This window comes from Janthinobacterium sp. GW823-FHT03B06 (assembly GCF_058796955.1).
Genome location: NZ_JBXAJE010000003.1, coordinates 131,379 through 147,680, shown reverse-complemented (window position 1 = coordinate 147,680; position 16,302 = coordinate 131,379). Strand labels below are relative to the sequence as shown.

The following is a 16,302-nucleotide window of genomic DNA, read 5'->3' as shown; positions in this document are numbered from 1 at the left end:
AAGTCATTCCCATCCGTTTCGTTGTCGTTTGCCCGCTGGCCTACCCGGTCCGCGTGCCCCTGCTCGGCCTTTTTATCGGAAAAAGGCTGCAATCCCAATAAGAGGAAACCATGTTCAAACCACTCGCCATCAGTCTTGCCATCGCCGCCGCCTTTCCCGCCGTCTCCACCATCGCCCATGCCGAGGACGACATGTTGCGCGTCAACGTGACCGGATCGAATATCCGCGTCAGCGAAAAAGAGGGTGCCAGCGCCGTGCAGGTCATCACGGCCAAGGAATTGAAAGCCAGCGGCAAGACCAGCGTGTCGGATGTGCTGCGGGCCATCTCCGCCAACAGCGGCAACAGCTACAACGAACAATACACGGGCAGTTTCTCGGCCGGCACCTCGGGCCTGTCGTTGCGCGGCATCGGCCAGAAAAATACCTTGATCCTGGTCAATGGCAAGCGCGTGGCCAGTTATGCGACGGCGCAAAACCTGCAGGAAACCTTTGTCGACCTGAACAGCCTGCCGATGGCGGCCGTGCAGCGCATCGAGGTGCTCAAGGATGGCGCCTCGTCCGTCTACGGTTCCGATGCCGTGGCCGGCGTGGTCAATATTATCCTGTACAAGGAGTTCACGGGCACGGACATCACGGCGCAGTGGGGCGGCTCGACCGAAGGCACGGGCCAGCATGAAAAGAGCGCGGCGCTGCAGACGGGTTTCGGCAAGCTCGAGGAAGATGGCTACAGCCTGGTCTTCTCGGTCGATGCGCAGCAGCGCGACAAGCTGCAGCAAAGCGATGTGGCGTGGATGCGTGATGCGGACTTCCGCAACCAGCAGCGGGGCAGCCTGGGCTGGGCCATCACCAACTATGCGGGCACGGACCCGACGAAGACCCTGGGCGGCGTGCGCGGACCATTGCAGCTGGTTAATTATGGCGACATCACACCCGGCAAGACGGGACAAGTGCTGGCGTATAACCCGTCGCCATATAAAACCCTGATTCCCGGCATCCAGCGCGTGCACACGGCCGCGCGCGGCACCCTGAAGCTGAATGCGGATACGGAAGCGTATGTCGACCTGCTGCACAGTTACTCGCGCGCCGACCAGACCTTCAGCGCGCCATTGACGGTGAACAACGCCACGCGCGTGTGGAACAACGCTACCCAGGCGCTCGACACGATTCCCGTCGTGCTGCCCGTGGGCCATCCGAACAATCCGGGCGCCACGCCCCTGCCGTTCACGGCCACCCTGTTCGACCTGGGGCCGCGCCTGAAACAGGACAAGGTCACGTTCTACCGCGCGCTGGCGGGCGTCAAGGGCACTTTGGCGGGCTGGGACTGGGATGCGGCCGTAGGCCACTCCAGCAGCAAGCTGGAGGAAACCGTGCAGAACTTCGTCAACCGCTACGCATTCCAGCAGGTGCTGGCCGACGGCAGCTATAACTTCTTTGATCAGGCACAAAACAGCGAAACGGTGCGCAACCGCCTGCGTCTGTCGACCCTGCGCCCGGCCGAGTCGACCCTCGACACCGTCGATTTCTCGGCCGCGAAAGACCTGTGGCAGTTGCCGGCCGGTCCGCTGGGCTTTGCCGCCGGCGCGCAGTGGCGCCGCGAAAAGATGGATTCGCAAACCTCGACGGCGGTATTGTCCGGCACCGAGCTGCGCCCGGCGATCAACATCATCAACGGCTCGCGCAGCGTGTCGGCCCTGTTTGCCGAATTGAACGTCCCGGTGGTGAAAGACCTGTCCGTCAATCTGGCGGGCCGCGCCGACCATTACAGCGATTTCGGCAATGCGTTTTCGCCGAAGGCCAGCGCGCGCTACCAGGCGGCGCCGTGGCTGCTGGTGCGCGGCACCGTGTCGCGCGGCTTCCGCGCGCCGTCGCTGCCGGAAATTACGCAAAGCACGGCCGTCAGCTATGTCAGCGTGCTCGATCCGAAGGACCCCGTCACGCCCACGCAGACGCGCGGCGTGACGGCCATTACCATCGCCAATACGGCGCTGCGTCCGGAGCGGTCGAATAACCTGAACCTGGGCGTGGTGGTCTCGCCCACCAGCAGTTCGAGCATCGGCCTCGATTACTACCGCATCAGGCAGGATGGCGTGATCGGCACGGAAAGCGCCACCACCACGCTCGCCAACGAAGCAGCGGCGCCGCAGAAGATTACGCGCGACGCCGATGGCCGCATCACGACCCTGTACCGCCAGTACCGCAACCAGGGCCAGCGCGAAGTGTCCGGCATCGACCTGGACCTGCGCCAGCGCTTCGTCGACAAGGACTGGGGCAAGCTGACCCTGGCCGGCCAGCTGAGCCGCGTGCTGCGCTTTGCCGAACCGCTGTCGGACGGCGCGCCGCTCACCGATGGCGCCGGCACCAATTATTTCGGCTCCATCCCGAAATGGCGCGGCGTCACCTCGGCCACCTGGGAGCAGGGCAAATGGTCGTCCACGCTGACCTGGAATTACGTGGGCAGCTATGCGCAAAATACGCATCTCGATGAATCGGTGGCCGCCTTCAGCACGTTCGACGTGACCACCAGCTGGCAAGTCACGCCGGCGGCGAACGTCACCTTCATCGTGCAAAACCTGGCCAACAAGCGCGCGCCGTGGGATTACTCGGCCTCGGGCTTCGACTATACGCAAGCCGATCCGCGCGGGCGCTTCGCGTCGCTCAAGCTGAACTATAAGTTCTAGGGTGCGGGGGGCATGCGTGCCCCTCAGTGCCCGTTCGACACCTGCCGCTGCCCCGCCTGTTCATGCAGGCGCTGGCGGTAGGCGCTGGGTGTGACGCCCATGCGTTCGCGGAAGGCCGTGGCGAAGTTGCCCGCGTTGTGAAAGCCGATCAGGAGGGCGACATCCTGCACGTCGATTTCCGTCTGCTGCAGCAGTTCCACGCCGCGCGCGATGCGCGCTTCGCGGATGAAGGCGAAGACTGTCATGCCCGTCTGCTCGCGGAACATCAGGGTCAGCTTTTCGCGGTAGGTGCCCACGCTGCGGGCGATTTCGGACAGGTTGGGCAGGCTGCCCAGGTTGTCGAGGATGAGTTGTTTGACGGCATTGACGAACACGAGGTCCGGATGTTGCTGCCGGTCGCCGACCGGGGTCGCCGCGGGTAATGTGCTGTTGCTTTTACGCATCAATCCCAGGTGGATATGGATACGCGCGGCCAGTTCTTCCGGCAGGAACGGCTTTGCAATGTAATCGACGCCGCCCACCTGCAAGCCCATGACGCGCTCCTTGGCGGCGTCGGCACCGCTGAGAAAGATCACGGGAATCTGTTCCGTGTCGGGATTGGCCTTGAGCAAACGGCACGCCGTGTAGCCATCCATCTCGGGCATGCGCACGTCGAGCAGGATCAGGTCGGGATGCGTGGCCAATGCCAGCTGGTAGCCCTGGTAGCCATTGAAGGCAATGCTGAAGCGGTAGGGCTGCTCGCTGAGCAGCTCCATCAGCATGCGCTGCTCGAACGCGGAATCGTCCACGATCAAGATGTTTTTTCTGATGGTTTCGCTGGTCAATGGCATGGAATGGATGACTTAACCAAATAGCAAGTTGTGGCTTATTATGCCTCGCTTTTTCTTTTTTTTCTGCTTTTCTCGTATTTCAAAAGATGTTTCTCCGCGAGAAGAAGCGCGGATTTCCTATATCGCCAATAATTCACTCATGCATTGATTTTAAGCAATGTCGATTGCCAAAAAATCTGTTTTGCCAATGCTGCAAACAATGCCGGAGTCCCTCGCTTTCTGATTCTCGGCGCAAGTATGTTGTCGTCCTGGTTTGCGTGCCCCAGAAAACGCCGGCAATACCGTGACTATCCTCGAGCCCTTCATGCCGATGGGCGCATTAATGATGTTCCGTCATCAGGAGGTATCATGTTGCGAGTTATTTCACCCCGCTTCACCGCTGCCGCCAGTGTCGTCCTTGCCGTGACGGCCCTCCTGCCTGGCTACGCCGATGCCGCCGTGTATCTGAACGGCAGCAATACCACGACCTTTGACGTGACCCTGAAAATCATCGCCAACTGCACCATTGCGGCTGCCAATCTCGACTTTGGCCAAAGTCAGGGCGTACTGGCTACTGCCGTGAACGTCAATACGACCGTGAATGTCACCTGCACCAATACCACGCCGTACAACGTGGGCTTGACGGCGGGTACGGGCACGGGCTCAAGCGGCACCACGCGCTATCTGAGCGGCACGGGCGGCAACCTGGGGACGGTGCAATTCAACCTGTTCCAGACGGCCGGCAGCACCTTGTGGGGCGATACGCAGGGCACGAATACCGTCGGCGGCACCGGCAACGGCGCGTCGCAGCCGCTCACGGTGTACGGCAACATTCCGCCGCAGGCGACGCCGGCGCCTGATACCTACAAGTCGACCATCACGGCCACCGTGTACTTTTAAGCCAGGCGCTGCGTGAACGCCGGTTCGATGTCGCTGCTGAAAAGCGTACTGGCGCTGCTGGCCTGCTGCTGCGCCGGCGCGAACGGCGCCAATTTGCAGATTTCGCCGGTGACGCTCAATTTGCGCGCCGCTCAGAATGCCGCGGGTATCAACTTGCAAAATCTCGGCGACCAAGCCATCTACGGGCAGGTGCGGGTGTTCGCCTGGGACCAGCGCGATGGCGAAGAAGTGCTGGCGCCGACGCAGGAGCTGGTGGCCAGTCCGCCGATCGTCGAAATCGCCGCCAACAGCCGGCAGACCATCCGCCTCGTGCGTGCCCAGGCTGGCCCTGTCGCGCAGGAAAAGACGTATCGCGTGCTCATCGATGAAATCAGCCGCGAGGATGATGCGGGTCGCAGCGGCGTCGATATCCGGCTGCGCTATTCTGTGCCCGTTTTCGTGCTGCCGGCCGCTGCGCCGGGCAAGGAAGTGCTCGACTGGCAAGTCTTCCGCGAGCGGGGTGAGTGGATGTTGCGTATCAAGAACAGCGGCAATGTCCATGCGCAGATCGGGGCGATGACGTTGACGAACCAGGCGGGCAAGGAGTTTGCCGTCAGCAAGGGGCTGTTTGGTTATGTCCTGGCCGAACGCATGCGCGTATGGCGCCTGCCCGTCGCCAGGGAGGCCGAACTGGATGGGCCGTTGAGTATTGCGGTCAATGTGAATGCGAAGGCGCTCATTGCCAAGAATTCGACACCCTGAACATGGCCGCCATGGCGGGCGCGACCGGCGTGAAGCATGAAACGCGCGCTGGCAGCGTTGCTGTTGCTGGTCATGGCGCCGCTGGCCAGGGCCGATGGCGCGGCGGCCGTGACGGGCGCCGATCCGGGGCCGGCCAGCTTGCCCACCGATCCGGCGGCGCCGAATGAACTGTATCTGGAGGTAAGTGTGAATGCTGTTTCAACCGGGCTGATCTTGCGTTTTACCCAGGTGGGCAAAACCTTGCGCAGCAGTGTGGCGAACTTGCAGCAGCTGGGGCTGGACCCGGCGCGCCTGGTCGCGCCCGGTCAGACCGAGGTGGCGCTCGATGCGGTTCCGGGACTCAGCTATGAATATGATGCGGCGCGCCAGAGCGTGTCGCTGCAGGTGACGGACGACTTGCGCGCGCCGTACCGCATCGATGCGCGCCTGGCGGCGCAGACGCCGCCGTCGCGCGTCACGCCCGGCGCCGTGCTCAATTACGAAGCCTATGCGGAACTGGGCCGGACACGGCGCGCCGCCATCTTCAACGACTTGCGCTATTTCAATGACAGCGGCGTGTTCAGCCATACCGGCACCGTGAACGGGGGGGGAGACCAGCGCAAGTACATGCGCTTTGACACCTTCTGGAGCCATGCCGACCCGGAAACCCTGCAAACGTGGCAAGTGGGCGACCTGATCTCCTCATCGCTCAGCTGGAGCCGCGCCGTGCGCGTGGGCGGGGTGCAGTGGCGCAAGAACTTCCAGCTGCGCCCGGACCTGCTGACCTTTCCCGTCGCCTCCGTCGATGGCACGGCGCTCGTGCCTTCGTCGCTGAGCCTGTACGTCAATGGCGTGCAGCAATATGCGGCCAGCGTGCCCAGCGGTCCGTTTGTGCTGAACCAGGTGGCCGGCATCAATGGCGCGGGACAAGCCACCCTCATCACGCGCGATGCACTGGGGCGCAGCGTGACGACCGTACTGCCCCTGTATGTCGATACGCGTATGCTGGCCAGCGGCTTGAGCGATTATTCGGTCGAGGCGGGCGCCGTGCGGCGCGACTATGGCCGCCGCCTGTTCGGCTACGAGCGGCAACTGCTTGCCAGCGCTTCCGGCCGCCATGGCGTCAGCGACAGCTTCACCATCGAAGGCCATGCGGAACTGGCTGCCGGCCTGTACCAGGCGGGGGCGGGCGCGCTGGTGCGGCTGGGCCAGGCGGGCGTGCTCAGCGGCTCGCTGTCGGCCAGCGCCGGCCGCAGCCGTGGTGCGCAGCTGGGCGCCGGGTACCAATATGTGGGGCCAAGCTTCAGCGTCGATGCGTACAGCGTGCACGCCAGCGCCGGGTTTGGCGACCTCGCTTCGCGTGATGGCAGCCCCGTGGTGCGCGCGGCGGACCGCGTCACCGTGAGCCTGCCTTTGCCGGCGGGAAGCAGTATCAGCAGCAGTTATATCGGCTACCGCACGCCCGGCGCACCGTCATCGAAGCTGGCCACCTTGGGCTATTCGGCGACCCTGTTTCACGGCCTGTTCCTGAACGCCAGCCTGTTCCAGGATTTGCGGCAACGCGAGAAGCGGGGCTTTTATGTCGGCTTGAGCATGGCCTTCGACAACAATCTGGCCATCAGCACGAGCGGCAGCCGGCAAAACGGCGAGAGCGGCCGCAGCGTCAGCGCGCAGCGCGCGGCGGACTTTGGCGGCGGTGCCGGCTGGAACTTGCAGGCTGGCACGGTGGGCCGCAATGCCTATCGGCAAGCGCAAGTGGAATACCTGGGCAATAACGGCCGCGTGGATGTGCGCACGCAAAGCGGCGGCATGGGCAATGCCTCCTCGCTGGGCGCGGCCGGCGCGCTGGTGCTGATGGATGGGCATGTCGAGGCGGCGCGCCAGGTGGGCCGCGGTTTTGCGCTGGTGTCCACTGGCGGTGTGGGCAATATTCCCGTGCTGCATGAAAACCGCCAGATCGGCGTGACCGACAGGGGCGGCTATCTGCTGGTACCGAATTTGAATCCTTATGGCAATAACCAGATCAGCATCGCCACGGATGAGCTCGACGTTGACGCGCGCGTGCCCGTGACCAATATGAATGTCGTGCCGCAACAGCTGGCGGGCGTGCTGGCCGCCTTTCCCGTCGAACGCTACAGCGCCGCCACCGTCATCGTGCAAGGCGCCGACGGCAAGCCGCTGGCCACGGGCTTGCCCGTGCTGCATGTGCAAAGCGGCAAGCAGACGGTCATGGGATTTGACGGCATGGTGTTCGTCGACGATCTGCTCGAGCAGAATCAGCTGCAAGTCGGCGAGGGCGACAGCGCGTGCACGGTAGGTTTTGCCTATGTGCGTCCTGCCGCGGGCGGCTTGCCCGTGATCGGACCGCTGCGCTGCGCTGCCGCCGGCGCCGGGGGAGGCCGCTGATGCGCCGCCTGTTGCCATGTCTGACCCTGCTGCTGGGATGCGCCTGGGGCGGCGCGGCGCAGGCGGCCGATACCTGCACGGTGAGCATGACGAATATCGATTTCGGCGCCGTCAGCCCGATTTCCGGCAGCGATTACGTGGCGCAGGCAACGGGCACCTTCAGCTGCCTGTTTTCGTCGCTGAACCTGGGGCAGTTGCTCACGCCCAACGCACAAGTGTGCATCTCGCTGGGGCTGGGCACGAATTCCACCTCGGCCCTGCCGCGCAAGCTGGGCAATGGCAGCAACCGCATGGAGTACAACGTGTACGTGGACAATTCGTATGCCACGGCGAAGATCTGGGGCGGCGCCGGCGTGGCGGGCGCGCCGTCGACCTTCGGCATCATTTTGTCGGCCGGCTTGCTGGCCCCGCCCGGCACGTATTCCACCACCTTTACCGTGTATGCCAGGATACCCGCTGGCACGGCCCTGGCCGCCGTGCCCACGGCCGCCAATGCCAATACGGTGTACACGTCGAGCTTTGCCGGCCAGGGCACCTACACCTACACCACGTATGGCCTCGTCAACCTGTTTGGCTGCACGGCCAGCAGCGGCAGCTTCGGTTTCGCGGTCAATGCCACGGCCGTCAACGACTGCACCATCGCGGCCAGTCCGATGGCATTCGCGAACGCTTCCATCCTGACGGGCAACTTGCGCAGCACCAGTACCTTGTCCGTGCGCTGCGTGAACAACAATGCCTACCAGATTGCCCTGAACGGCGGCAGCGTGGCGGCCAACGTGGCGAACCGGCAAATGAAAAACATTGTAACGACGGACAAGGTCAGCTACCTGCTGTCGTCGACGCTCGATGGCCCGCTCTGGGGCGATGGCACGTCAGGCACCAGCATGGTGACAGGCACGGGCACGGGCGCCAGCGTGCCGCTGACGATTTACGGCCGCGTGCCGGCGCAGGTGTCGCCGCGCCCCGGCGACTACAAGGACACGGTGACGGCAACGATCTATTTTTAGAACGTAACGGTGATGAGACCGGTGTCCGATGGCGTCGCCTGCTGTTGCAGCAGATAGGGCGTGTTGTGCTGGCAGCGCACCTGGGTGCTACCGCGCTGCGAGACGACGGTGCACGCTTCGTGGACGACGAAGGTGGCCTGGAACGATGCGGAGGAAACGGTGGCGGCGGCGGTGGTCTGGCAGAGGGAGAGGGCGAGCAACATTGGCAGGGAGGCAAATTTCAAAGAAGTCATCGTAAGCGTATCAGGTGAAAAACGGACGGGAAACAACATTCTCTGACGCCGTTTCGCACACCGGGACGGGAGAAGCTGGACTAGGCATGATTGTACTGGAGCAAGAAAAGTGTGAGTTTTCGCGTATTTTCAAGCCCTCCACGGGGCGGGAGACGGCTTGCAAAGCGATAGTAACTAAGTTTCCGTGTGGCAACCGTAGGATTTTTTTTAATTGTTGTGTTGGATCAACGTGAGGAGACGGTCATGAAACATACCAACTTTAATAATTTGCCTTGCCCGATTGCGCGCAGCCTGGGCAAGGTCGGCGAATGGTGGAGCATCCTCATCCTGCGCGAAGCGTTTTATGGCAAGACGCGCTTCGACGAATTTGAAAAAAGCCTCAAGATCGCGCCCACCATCCTGACGCGCCGCCTGGCCGACCTGGTGGAAGGGGGCTTGATGACGCGTCGCCTGTATTGCGCCAAGCCGCCCCGCTACGACTATGTGCTGACCAAGTCCGGGCGCGCCTTCAAGCCCGTCCTGCTGGCGTTTATCGCCTGGGGCAATGAAAACTTCGCGCCCGAAGGCGCCAGCCTCGTCATTGCCAGCCGCGACACGGGCCTGGCCGCCGATCCGGTGCTGGTCGACGCCACGACTGGCTTGCCCATCAATGATGAGTATTACGCGTTCGCGCCAGGGCCTGCCGCCAGCGACAGCATGCGCAGCATCATCCTCGATGCGGAAAAAAGCAGCGGCATCGCGCCCAAGCCGAAGGCGCCAGCCGCCAATCGCGGCTGGGTGGCGGAAGGGCATCTGGTCTGAGGCCGGGTGGCGGGCGCGCGCCAAGTTTGTCGCAAAGCAAGACGGACTGCACGGCATGGCGTTACTGTCGCACCATGCAACTCAAGTGCGGCGCAGACCCGGCTGTGCGGGCATGGCGCCATCCGTGATCCGATGTCCGTTGAAGGAGTACTGCGATGACCACATTGCCGCAACACCTACGCCGCGCCGCCAGCGTGCTGGCGCTGGCCGCCCTGCTGGGCGCCTGTTCCCATGGCCCGCATCACCCGGGCGGCCATGACGTCACCCTGACGGGCGCGCAGGAAGTGCCGGCCAATACCAGCATGGCCACCGGCAGCAGCAATATCCGCGTCGCGCACGACCGCAGCGTCAGCGGGGGCGTGCGCTACTCGGGCATGGTGGCCACCGTCGCGCATATCCATGAAGCGCCGGCGGGCGTCAACGGCCCCGTCATCGTGCCGCTGGTGAAAACCGCCGAAGGCATGTTTGCCGTGCCGCCGAACACCATGCTGACGCCGCCCCAGTATGCGAGCTACCAGGCCGGCAACCTGTATGTGAACGTGCACAGCGCGGCTTACCCGGCCGGCGAAATCCGCGCCCAGCTCAAGCCATAGCCTGCCCCCGGCGTTTTCTCCGAAACCTCCTTGGGCCGCGCGAGCGGCCTTTTTTTGCGCCAGCCGGCCGGCCAGTGCGGCGCGCTACAATGGCGTTTCATGCTGACCATCCTTGCCATCACCTTTCCCTTCTTCGCCCTGGTGCTGTGCGGCTACCTGGCCGTGCGGCGCACGCTGCTGCCGCTGGCCGCCATCGGCGGCTTGAACAGTTTTGTCCTGTACTTCGCGCTGCCGTGCATGCTGTACCGCTTCGGCGCCGCCACGCCCGTCGCGCAACTGCTCGACGCCAGCGTGTTCGGCGTCTATCTGCTGTGCGCCCTGATCATGGTGGGCGTCACCACGGCCATGACTCTGAGCCACCGCATCGACTGGAACAATGCCGCCTTCGGCGCGCTGGTGGCGGCCTTCCCGAACACGGGCTTCATGGGCGTGCCCCTGCTATTGACCTTGCTCGGACCCCGTTCCTCGGGCCCCGTCATCGTCACCATCGTCGTCGACATGCTCATTACCAGCTCGCTGTGCATCGCCCTGTCGCGCATCGGCAGCGGCGGCGCGCACGGCAGCCGCGCCGCCGTCGTCAACGCCTTGAAGGGCATGGCGGGCAACCCGATGCCGTGGGCGATCGTGCTCGGTGCCCTGTCGTCGTGGCTGGAACTGGCCTTGCCCGAGCCTTTGACGCAGACGGTGGGCCTGCTGGCCGATGCCGCCTCTCCCGTTGCCCTGTTTACCATCGGCGCCGTGCTGGCCCGTTCGCAGATGAGCACGAGCGACCCGGCGCCGCTGGGAGAATATGTGCCCGTGGCGCTGAAAAAACTGCTGCTGCATCCTCTGCTGGTGTGGGGCATCGGCCACGCGGCCATCGCGCTCGGCGCGCCGCTCGATCCGTTCGCGCTGACCTGCATGGTGCTGGTGGCCTGCCTGCCCAGCGCCAGCAACGTCGCGTTGCTGTCGGAACGCTTCGGCGCGAACACGGCGCGCATCGCCCGCATCATTTTAGTGTCGACGGCGCTGTCGTTTTTGACGTTTTCGGCGGCCGTCAGCTGGCTGGCGTGAGGGACAGTCAACGTCACGGGGCGCGCCCCGCGCCTTGCGCATCATCGGGAGCACAGCGACGACGCGCATCGCCCGCATCATTTTAGTGTCGACGGCGCTGTCGTTCCTGACGTTTTCGGCGGCCGTCAGCTGGCTGGCGTGACGTTGGCGGCGATCAGCGCGCCCAGCGCCTGCGCCGGGCCGGGGTGATGATCGAGCGCCAGGCCGTGCGCCATGCTGGCCTGGTCCTGCATGCTGCGGTTCTGGCCCAGCTTCCATTTTCCTTCCAGGCGCGTGAGGGGAATCTCGATGCCGACGATGGCTTTCAATAGCTTGGCGATATAGCCGGCCGGCGCGTCGCCCACCTTCCACGGCGCGGCTTGATCCGCCTCATGGCGCGCCGTCAGCCGCTCCACCAATCCCAGCAGCCAGGCCGCATCGTCGATGGCGCGCAGGGGGCCGTGCGCATGCACCACCGCATAGTTAAAGGTGGGGACTTCCTTGCCGCTGCGCTGCTTTTCCGCATACCAGGCGGGCGTGATGTAGGCGTGCGGCCCCTGGAAGATCACCAGTGCGTCGTCGCTCCCGCCGGCGGCGCGCCACAGCGGGTTGGCGCGCGCCACGTGGGCGCGCAGGATGCCGAATGGCGCATCAAGCGTGGGCGCGGCGATCTCGAACGGCAGATGGTCGGCGCACAGGCCATCGGCGCCGTGGCGCACGAGCGCGCCCAGCGGGTGACTGTCGATCAGGCCATGCAGCACGTCGAGGCGCTCTTCGCGGAAGGTGGAGGGCGTGTACATCTAGGCGGCTCCTTGCACGACGACGTCGGCTGTCAGCGAATTGGCGATGTAGCAGCGCTCGTGCGCATCGTGGTGCAGGGCGGCCAAGGCATCTGGCGAGGGCGGCGTTCCCGCGAAGGCGATGCGCGGACGCAGCACGATGCGCGTCATGGCCAGGCGGCCTTGTGCATTCTTGCCCAGTTCGCCGACGGCATCGTCGCGGTAATCGTCGATGACGTAGCCGCGCTGGGCCGCCAGCGACAGGAAGAACAGCATGTGGCAGCTCGACGTGGCGGCCACCAGCGCCTCTTCCGGGTCAATGTTTTCCGCCACCGACATCGGCAGCGGCACGGACAGGGGCGACGACGAGGCGGGTACCGTCAGGCCGCCGTCGAACTGCCATTCATGGCTGCGGCTGTAGCGCTGGCCGGCGAAATCCTGGCCGTCGCGCTGCCAGGCCACGGTGGCAAAAAACTGATGCATGGGTACTCCGCAAAAGTAGAGGGATACGCCATCTTAGCGCCAGTCTTGGCTATTTAAAACAGCCAATAAGTGCTATCTTGAAGATACCAATTCGAGAGCCACACTATGCCAGCTTCCCACCTGAACCAGCTTATCGCCGCCTTGCCGCTGCAGCGCGGCGCCGTCGAACCGCTGTTCCGCCAGCTGTACGCGGCCATCAAGGCGGCCGTCCTCGACGGGCGCATGAGCCCCGGCATGCAGCTGCCGCCCACGCGCGATTTTTGCCGCCTGCTGGCTGTGTCGCGCCAGACGGTGCTCAATGCGTATGCGCTGCTGACGGCCGAAGGCTACCTCGATGGCGCCGTCGGGCGCGGCACCTTTGTCAGCCGCGAGGTGCCGCTGCCTGTGCCGCCGGCAGCTGCGCCCGGCCTGCTGCGGCCCCTGTCGGCGCGCGGGCAGGGCGTGGTGACGGCCATGCGCCAGGTGGCGTTCCACCGGGGGCCGCTGCGCGCCTTCCGCGTCGGCATGCCGCGCATCGACCATTTTCCATTTGACGTGTGGAACCGCCTGGAAGCGCGGCGCTGGCGCCGTCCCGACCACCAGTTCGGCTACGGCGATCCGGCCGGCTACCTGCCGCTGCGCGAACTGCTGTGCGTGTACCTGAAGGCGTCGCGCGGCGTCCAGTGCACGCCGCAGCAAATCGTCATCACGTCCGGCTCGCAGCAGGCGCTGTTCCTGCTGTCGACCATCCTGCTGGCGCCCGGCGACGCCGCCTGGATGGAGTCGCCCGGCTACCGGGGTGCCAGCGGCCCGCTGCGCGCTGCCGGCGCGCGCGTGTTTCCCGTCCCCGTCGATGCGCAGGGGCTGGATGTGGCCTACGGCGTGGCGCACTGTCCGCAGGCGAAGCTGGCCTACGTGACGCCGTCGCACCAGATGCCGCTGGGCGTGAGCATGAGTTTGCCCCGCCGCCTGGCCTTGCTGGCCTGGGCCGCGCACAATAAAGCCTGGCTGGTGGAAGACGATTACGACAGCGAATACCGCTACACGGGCGCGCCGCTGGCGTCGCTGCAAAGCCTGGACCGGGCCGGCTGCGTGGTGTACGTGGGGACCCTGTCGAAGGTGCTGTTTCCCGGCCTGCGCCTCGGTTACATGGTGGCGCCGCCCGCGCTGGCCGAGGCGCTGGTGCAGGCCAAGGCCGTGATGGACCGGCACACGGCCATCGTGCCGCAGATGGCGCTGGCCGACTTCATCGCCGAAGGCCACTTTGGCCGGCATATCCGCCGCACGCGCGACAGCAATGCCGAACGGCGCGACCTGCTGGTGCGCGGCCTGGCGCACGAACTGGGCGACCAGCTCGCGTGCGGCCCGGCCGACAGCGGCCTGGAACTGTGCGCGTATTTTCGCGGCGATCACGATGAGGAAGCGGTGTCGCGGGCGGGCCTGGCGCGGGGCATCGAACTGCGCCCGCTGGGACACTATGCCGACCCGGCGGCGGGGCCCGAATGCGCCACGCCGCCCGGGCTGCTGCTGGGCTTTGCGGCCATTCCCCCGGCCGAGATGGCGCACGGCTTGCAGGAGCTGGGGCGCATCCTGCGCGGCCGATAAACTATACTGGCGGTTGCCCGCACATGAAGAACCCGACCATGACCACCATCCGCTGCTCCTGGGCCAATCCGGCCAATCCCCGCTACCTTGCGTATCACGACACGGAATGGGGCGTGCCTTGCCACGACGAGCGCCGGCTGTTCGAGATGCTGAACCTGGAAGGCGCGCAGGCTGGCCTGAGCTGGGAAACCATTCTCAACAAGCGCGACACCTACCGCGCCGCTTTTGACGACTGGGATGCGGAAAAGATCGCCGCATATGGCCCGGACAAGGTGGCGCAGCTGCTGGCGGACCCTGGCATCGTGCGCAACCGCCTGAAGGTGGCGGCCGCCATCACGAATGCCCAAGCCTATTTGCGCCTGCGCGCGGAAGGGCAGACCCTGGACAGCTTTTTGTGGGCGTATGTCGACGGCCAGCCCATCGTCAACAACTGGCAGCCGGGCGAGTTTCCCGCCAAGACGGCCCTGTCCGACAAACTGTCGAAAGACTTGCTCAAGCGTGGCTTCAAGTTCGTCGGCTCGACCATCATCTACGCCTACATGCAGGGCATCGGCATGGTCAACGACCACGCGCCCGTCTGCTTTTGCCGCGCGGGGCGCTGATGCGCCGCGCCCTGGTCCTGCTCGACACGGATTTTGACGCTGCCCGCCTGCGCGCCGCCTGCGCCGCGCATGGCGGTCGCCGCCTGCATTACATCGCGCTGGCGCCGCGTCCTGTCGATGCGCATCACTTGCCCGACGATTGGCGCGCACAGTGGCCGCCCTGCGTGCCGGGTCTGCACCGCATGGTGTCGCACGATGGTCTCGTCACACTCGATGTGCTGATCGGCGAGCCCGATGCCTGTCTGGCGCAATTGTCGGCGCGTGTCGATGAAGTGCATCTGGCCTGGGTGCCGGCGGCCACCCCGGTGCTGGCGCGCCTGATGGCCGATGGCGCGCACTTGCAAGCCGTGCACCTGGACGAGGCGCAGCGCACGGCGCTGCAAAAGCATGGCTTTGTTTTTGACGAGAGCCGTTTGCGCGCCGTGTTTTATGCGCGGCGCGACGAGTACGCGGCCGTTGCCGCGCCCGAGCGGTGCGCCGTCGTCATCGGCGCGGGCGTGGCCGGCGCGGCCGCCTGCGAACGGCTGGCCGCGCGCGGCTGGAAGGTGACCTTGATCGAACGCCACGCGCAGCCTGCGAGCGAAGCGTCGGGCAACCTGGCCGGCATCTTCATGCCGCTGATGTCAAAGGACGACAATATCGCCACGCGCCTGGTGCGCGCCGCCTTTCTGTACTCGCTGAAGCGCTGGAAAGACCTGGGCGGTATCGGCGCCGCCATCGAGGGTGCGCAAAGCGGCGTGCTGCACCTGGCGCGCGACGGGGCGCATGCGCAGGTGCAGCGGCAGATCGCCGCCAGCGGCCTGTATCCGCGTGAATTCGCCCGCTGGCTGGAAGCGCCTGAGGCAACCGCCATGCTGGGCGCGCCGGCGCCCGATGGCGCCTGGTGGTTCGAGCAGGGCGGCTGGGCGCGCCCGTCTTCCGTCTGCGCGGCCATGCTGGACGCCTGCGGCGCCTTGCTCACGCGGCGCTTTTCCAGCAGCGCCCTGCGCCTGGAACGTGGCGACGGCGAATGGCTGGTGCGCGATGCGGACGGTGCCCTGATCGCGGCGGCACCCACCGTCATCCTGGCGGCGGGCACGGGCGCCGTGGATTTCGAACAGGCGGCCGGCTTGCCGCTGGACGCCGTGCGCGGCCAGGTCACGCACCTGGCCGAAGGCAGCTTGCCGTCGCTGCCGTTCGTCGTCTGCCGCGAAGCCTACGTGACGCCGGCGTACCAGGGCGTCGTGTGCGTGGGCGCCAGCTACGATGCGGACGCGGACCCCGGCTTGCGCCCATCGAACCAGGAAGACAATATCGCGAAGATCGCCGACATCCTGGACGTGGCCCCGTTCGAGGCGCCGCTGGCCGGGCGCACGGGCTTTCGCTGCATGGCAGCGGACCGCCTGCCGCTGGCGGGCGCCTTGCCCGACCCCGGCATACCGGGCCGCTGCGAGCGCCTGCGCGACGTGCCGCGCTGGCCCGGCCTGTTCGGCTTGCTCGGTTATGCCTCGCGCGGCCTGATCTGGGCACCGCTGGCGGCCGAGCTGCTGGCTTGCCAGCTGGAGGGGGAGCCGTTGCCGCTGGAGAGTCAATTGGCCGCCGCCCTGGATCCTGCGCGGTTCTTGCTGCGCGAGCGCCGCCGCGCTGGTTGAGCGTTGGCGCAGAGCAGGCGAGGGCTGGGGTCAGACCCCCAACA

15 protein-coding genes are annotated in these 16,302 nt (G+C 65.5%); 11 read left to right on the top strand and 4 right to left on the bottom strand.

Annotated elements, in window-relative coordinates; genetic code table 11:
* The first annotated feature begins 110 nt into the window (after positions 1-110).
* Positions 111-2,678, top strand: coding sequence for a TonB-dependent receptor (locus tag AC1RBA_RS11635; RefSeq protein ID WP_492418298.1), 2,568 nt, complete (start codon positions 111-113; stop codon positions 2,676-2,678).
* Between the two features lie 23 nt (positions 2,679-2,701).
* Here the strand turns inward: AC1RBA_RS11635 and AC1RBA_RS11630 are convergent, their stop codons facing one another.
* A complete protein-coding gene (locus AC1RBA_RS11630; RefSeq protein WP_070292380.1) occupies positions 2,702-3,508 on the bottom strand; it encodes a response regulator transcription factor in 807 nt (268 codons plus the stop codon).
* Between the two features lie 348 nt (positions 3,509-3,856).
* On the opposite strand from AC1RBA_RS11630, the gene AC1RBA_RS11625 reads away from it, so the two are divergent.
* Genes AC1RBA_RS11625 through AC1RBA_RS11610 form a run of 4 tightly spaced genes read left to right on the top strand, consistent with a single transcriptional unit; the run spans position 3,857 to position 8,520 of the window.
* Positions 3,857-4,387, top strand: a complete 531-nt coding sequence (locus AC1RBA_RS11625; RefSeq protein ID WP_492418296.1) for a Csu type fimbrial protein — start codon at positions 3,857-3,859, stop codon at positions 4,385-4,387.
* A gap of 27 nt (positions 4,388-4,414) precedes the next feature.
* On the top strand, positions 4,415-5,128 hold the full coding sequence (locus AC1RBA_RS11620) for a fimbrial biogenesis chaperone (protein ID WP_492418295.1): 714 nt from the start codon (positions 4,415-4,417) through the stop codon (positions 5,126-5,128).
* 36 nt (positions 5,129-5,164) lie between these two features.
* Positions 5,165-7,513, top strand: coding sequence for a fimbria/pilus outer membrane usher protein (locus AC1RBA_RS11615; RefSeq protein WP_492418293.1), 2,349 nt, complete (start codon positions 5,165-5,167; stop codon positions 7,511-7,513).
* Positions 7,513-8,520 (top strand): Csu type fimbrial protein, encoded by a 1,008-nt coding sequence (locus tag AC1RBA_RS11610; RefSeq protein WP_070292382.1) that lies wholly within the window; start codon positions 7,513-7,515, stop codon positions 8,518-8,520. The genes AC1RBA_RS11615 and AC1RBA_RS11610 overlap by 1 nt, the downstream gene beginning before the upstream one ends.
* Here the strand turns inward: AC1RBA_RS11610 and AC1RBA_RS11605 are convergent.
* Positions 8,517-8,792, bottom strand: a complete 276-nt coding sequence (locus AC1RBA_RS11605) for a hypothetical protein (protein WP_492418291.1) — start codon at positions 8,790-8,792, stop codon at positions 8,517-8,519. The two genes, AC1RBA_RS11610 and AC1RBA_RS11605, sit on opposite strands and share 4 nt — an antisense overlap.
* A 204-nt stretch (positions 8,793-8,996) precedes the next feature.
* Between AC1RBA_RS11605 and AC1RBA_RS11600 the strand changes: the two genes are divergently transcribed.
* From AC1RBA_RS11600 to AC1RBA_RS11590, 3 genes are all read left to right on the top strand, one after another.
* The gene (locus AC1RBA_RS11600; protein ID WP_070312550.1) at positions 8,997-9,554 is read left to right on the top strand and encodes a winged helix-turn-helix transcriptional regulator; all 558 of its coding nucleotides are present in this window, start codon (positions 8,997-8,999) and stop codon (positions 9,552-9,554) included.
* 155 nt (positions 9,555-9,709) lie between these two features.
* A complete protein-coding gene (locus AC1RBA_RS11595) occupies positions 9,710-10,147 on the top strand; it encodes a CHRD domain-containing protein (protein WP_492418289.1) in 438 nt (145 codons plus the stop codon).
* A 99-nt stretch (positions 10,148-10,246) separates the two neighbouring features.
* On the top strand, positions 10,247-11,200 hold the full coding sequence (locus AC1RBA_RS11590) for an AEC family transporter (RefSeq protein ID WP_492418288.1): 954 nt from the start codon (positions 10,247-10,249) through the stop codon (positions 11,198-11,200).
* Between the two features lie 125 nt (positions 11,201-11,325).
* Here AC1RBA_RS11590 and AC1RBA_RS11585 read toward each other — a convergent pair whose 3' ends face one another.
* Positions 11,326-11,979: an FMN-binding negative transcriptional regulator gene (locus AC1RBA_RS11585; RefSeq protein ID WP_492418286.1), complete on the bottom strand. Its 654-nt coding sequence runs from the start codon at positions 11,977-11,979 to the stop codon at positions 11,326-11,328.
* The gene (locus AC1RBA_RS11580) at positions 11,980-12,441 is read right to left on the bottom strand and encodes an OsmC family protein (RefSeq protein ID WP_492418284.1); all 462 of its coding nucleotides are present in this window, start codon (positions 12,439-12,441) and stop codon (positions 11,980-11,982) included.
* A 105-nt stretch (positions 12,442-12,546) separates the two neighbouring features.
* Between AC1RBA_RS11580 and pdxR the strand changes: the two genes are divergently transcribed.
* From pdxR to mnmC1, 3 genes are read left to right on the top strand one after another with little or no spacing between them, the layout of a single operon-like run.
* Entirely contained in the window at positions 12,547-14,025 is a 1,479-nt protein-coding gene (gene pdxR, locus AC1RBA_RS11575) for a MocR-like pyridoxine biosynthesis transcription factor PdxR (protein ID WP_492418282.1), read from the top strand.
* 38 nt (positions 14,026-14,063) lie between these two features.
* Positions 14,064-14,627, top strand: coding sequence for a DNA-3-methyladenine glycosylase I (locus tag AC1RBA_RS11570; protein ID WP_070312554.1), 564 nt, complete (start codon positions 14,064-14,066; stop codon positions 14,625-14,627).
* A complete protein-coding gene (gene mnmC1 / locus AC1RBA_RS11565) occupies positions 14,627-16,258 on the top strand; it encodes an FAD-dependent 5-carboxymethylaminomethyl-2-thiouridine(34) oxidoreductase MnmC1 (RefSeq protein ID WP_492418280.1) in 1,632 nt (543 codons plus the stop codon). The genes AC1RBA_RS11570 and mnmC1 overlap by 1 nt, the downstream gene beginning before the upstream one ends.
* Positions 16,259-16,302: the final 44 nt, after the last annotated feature.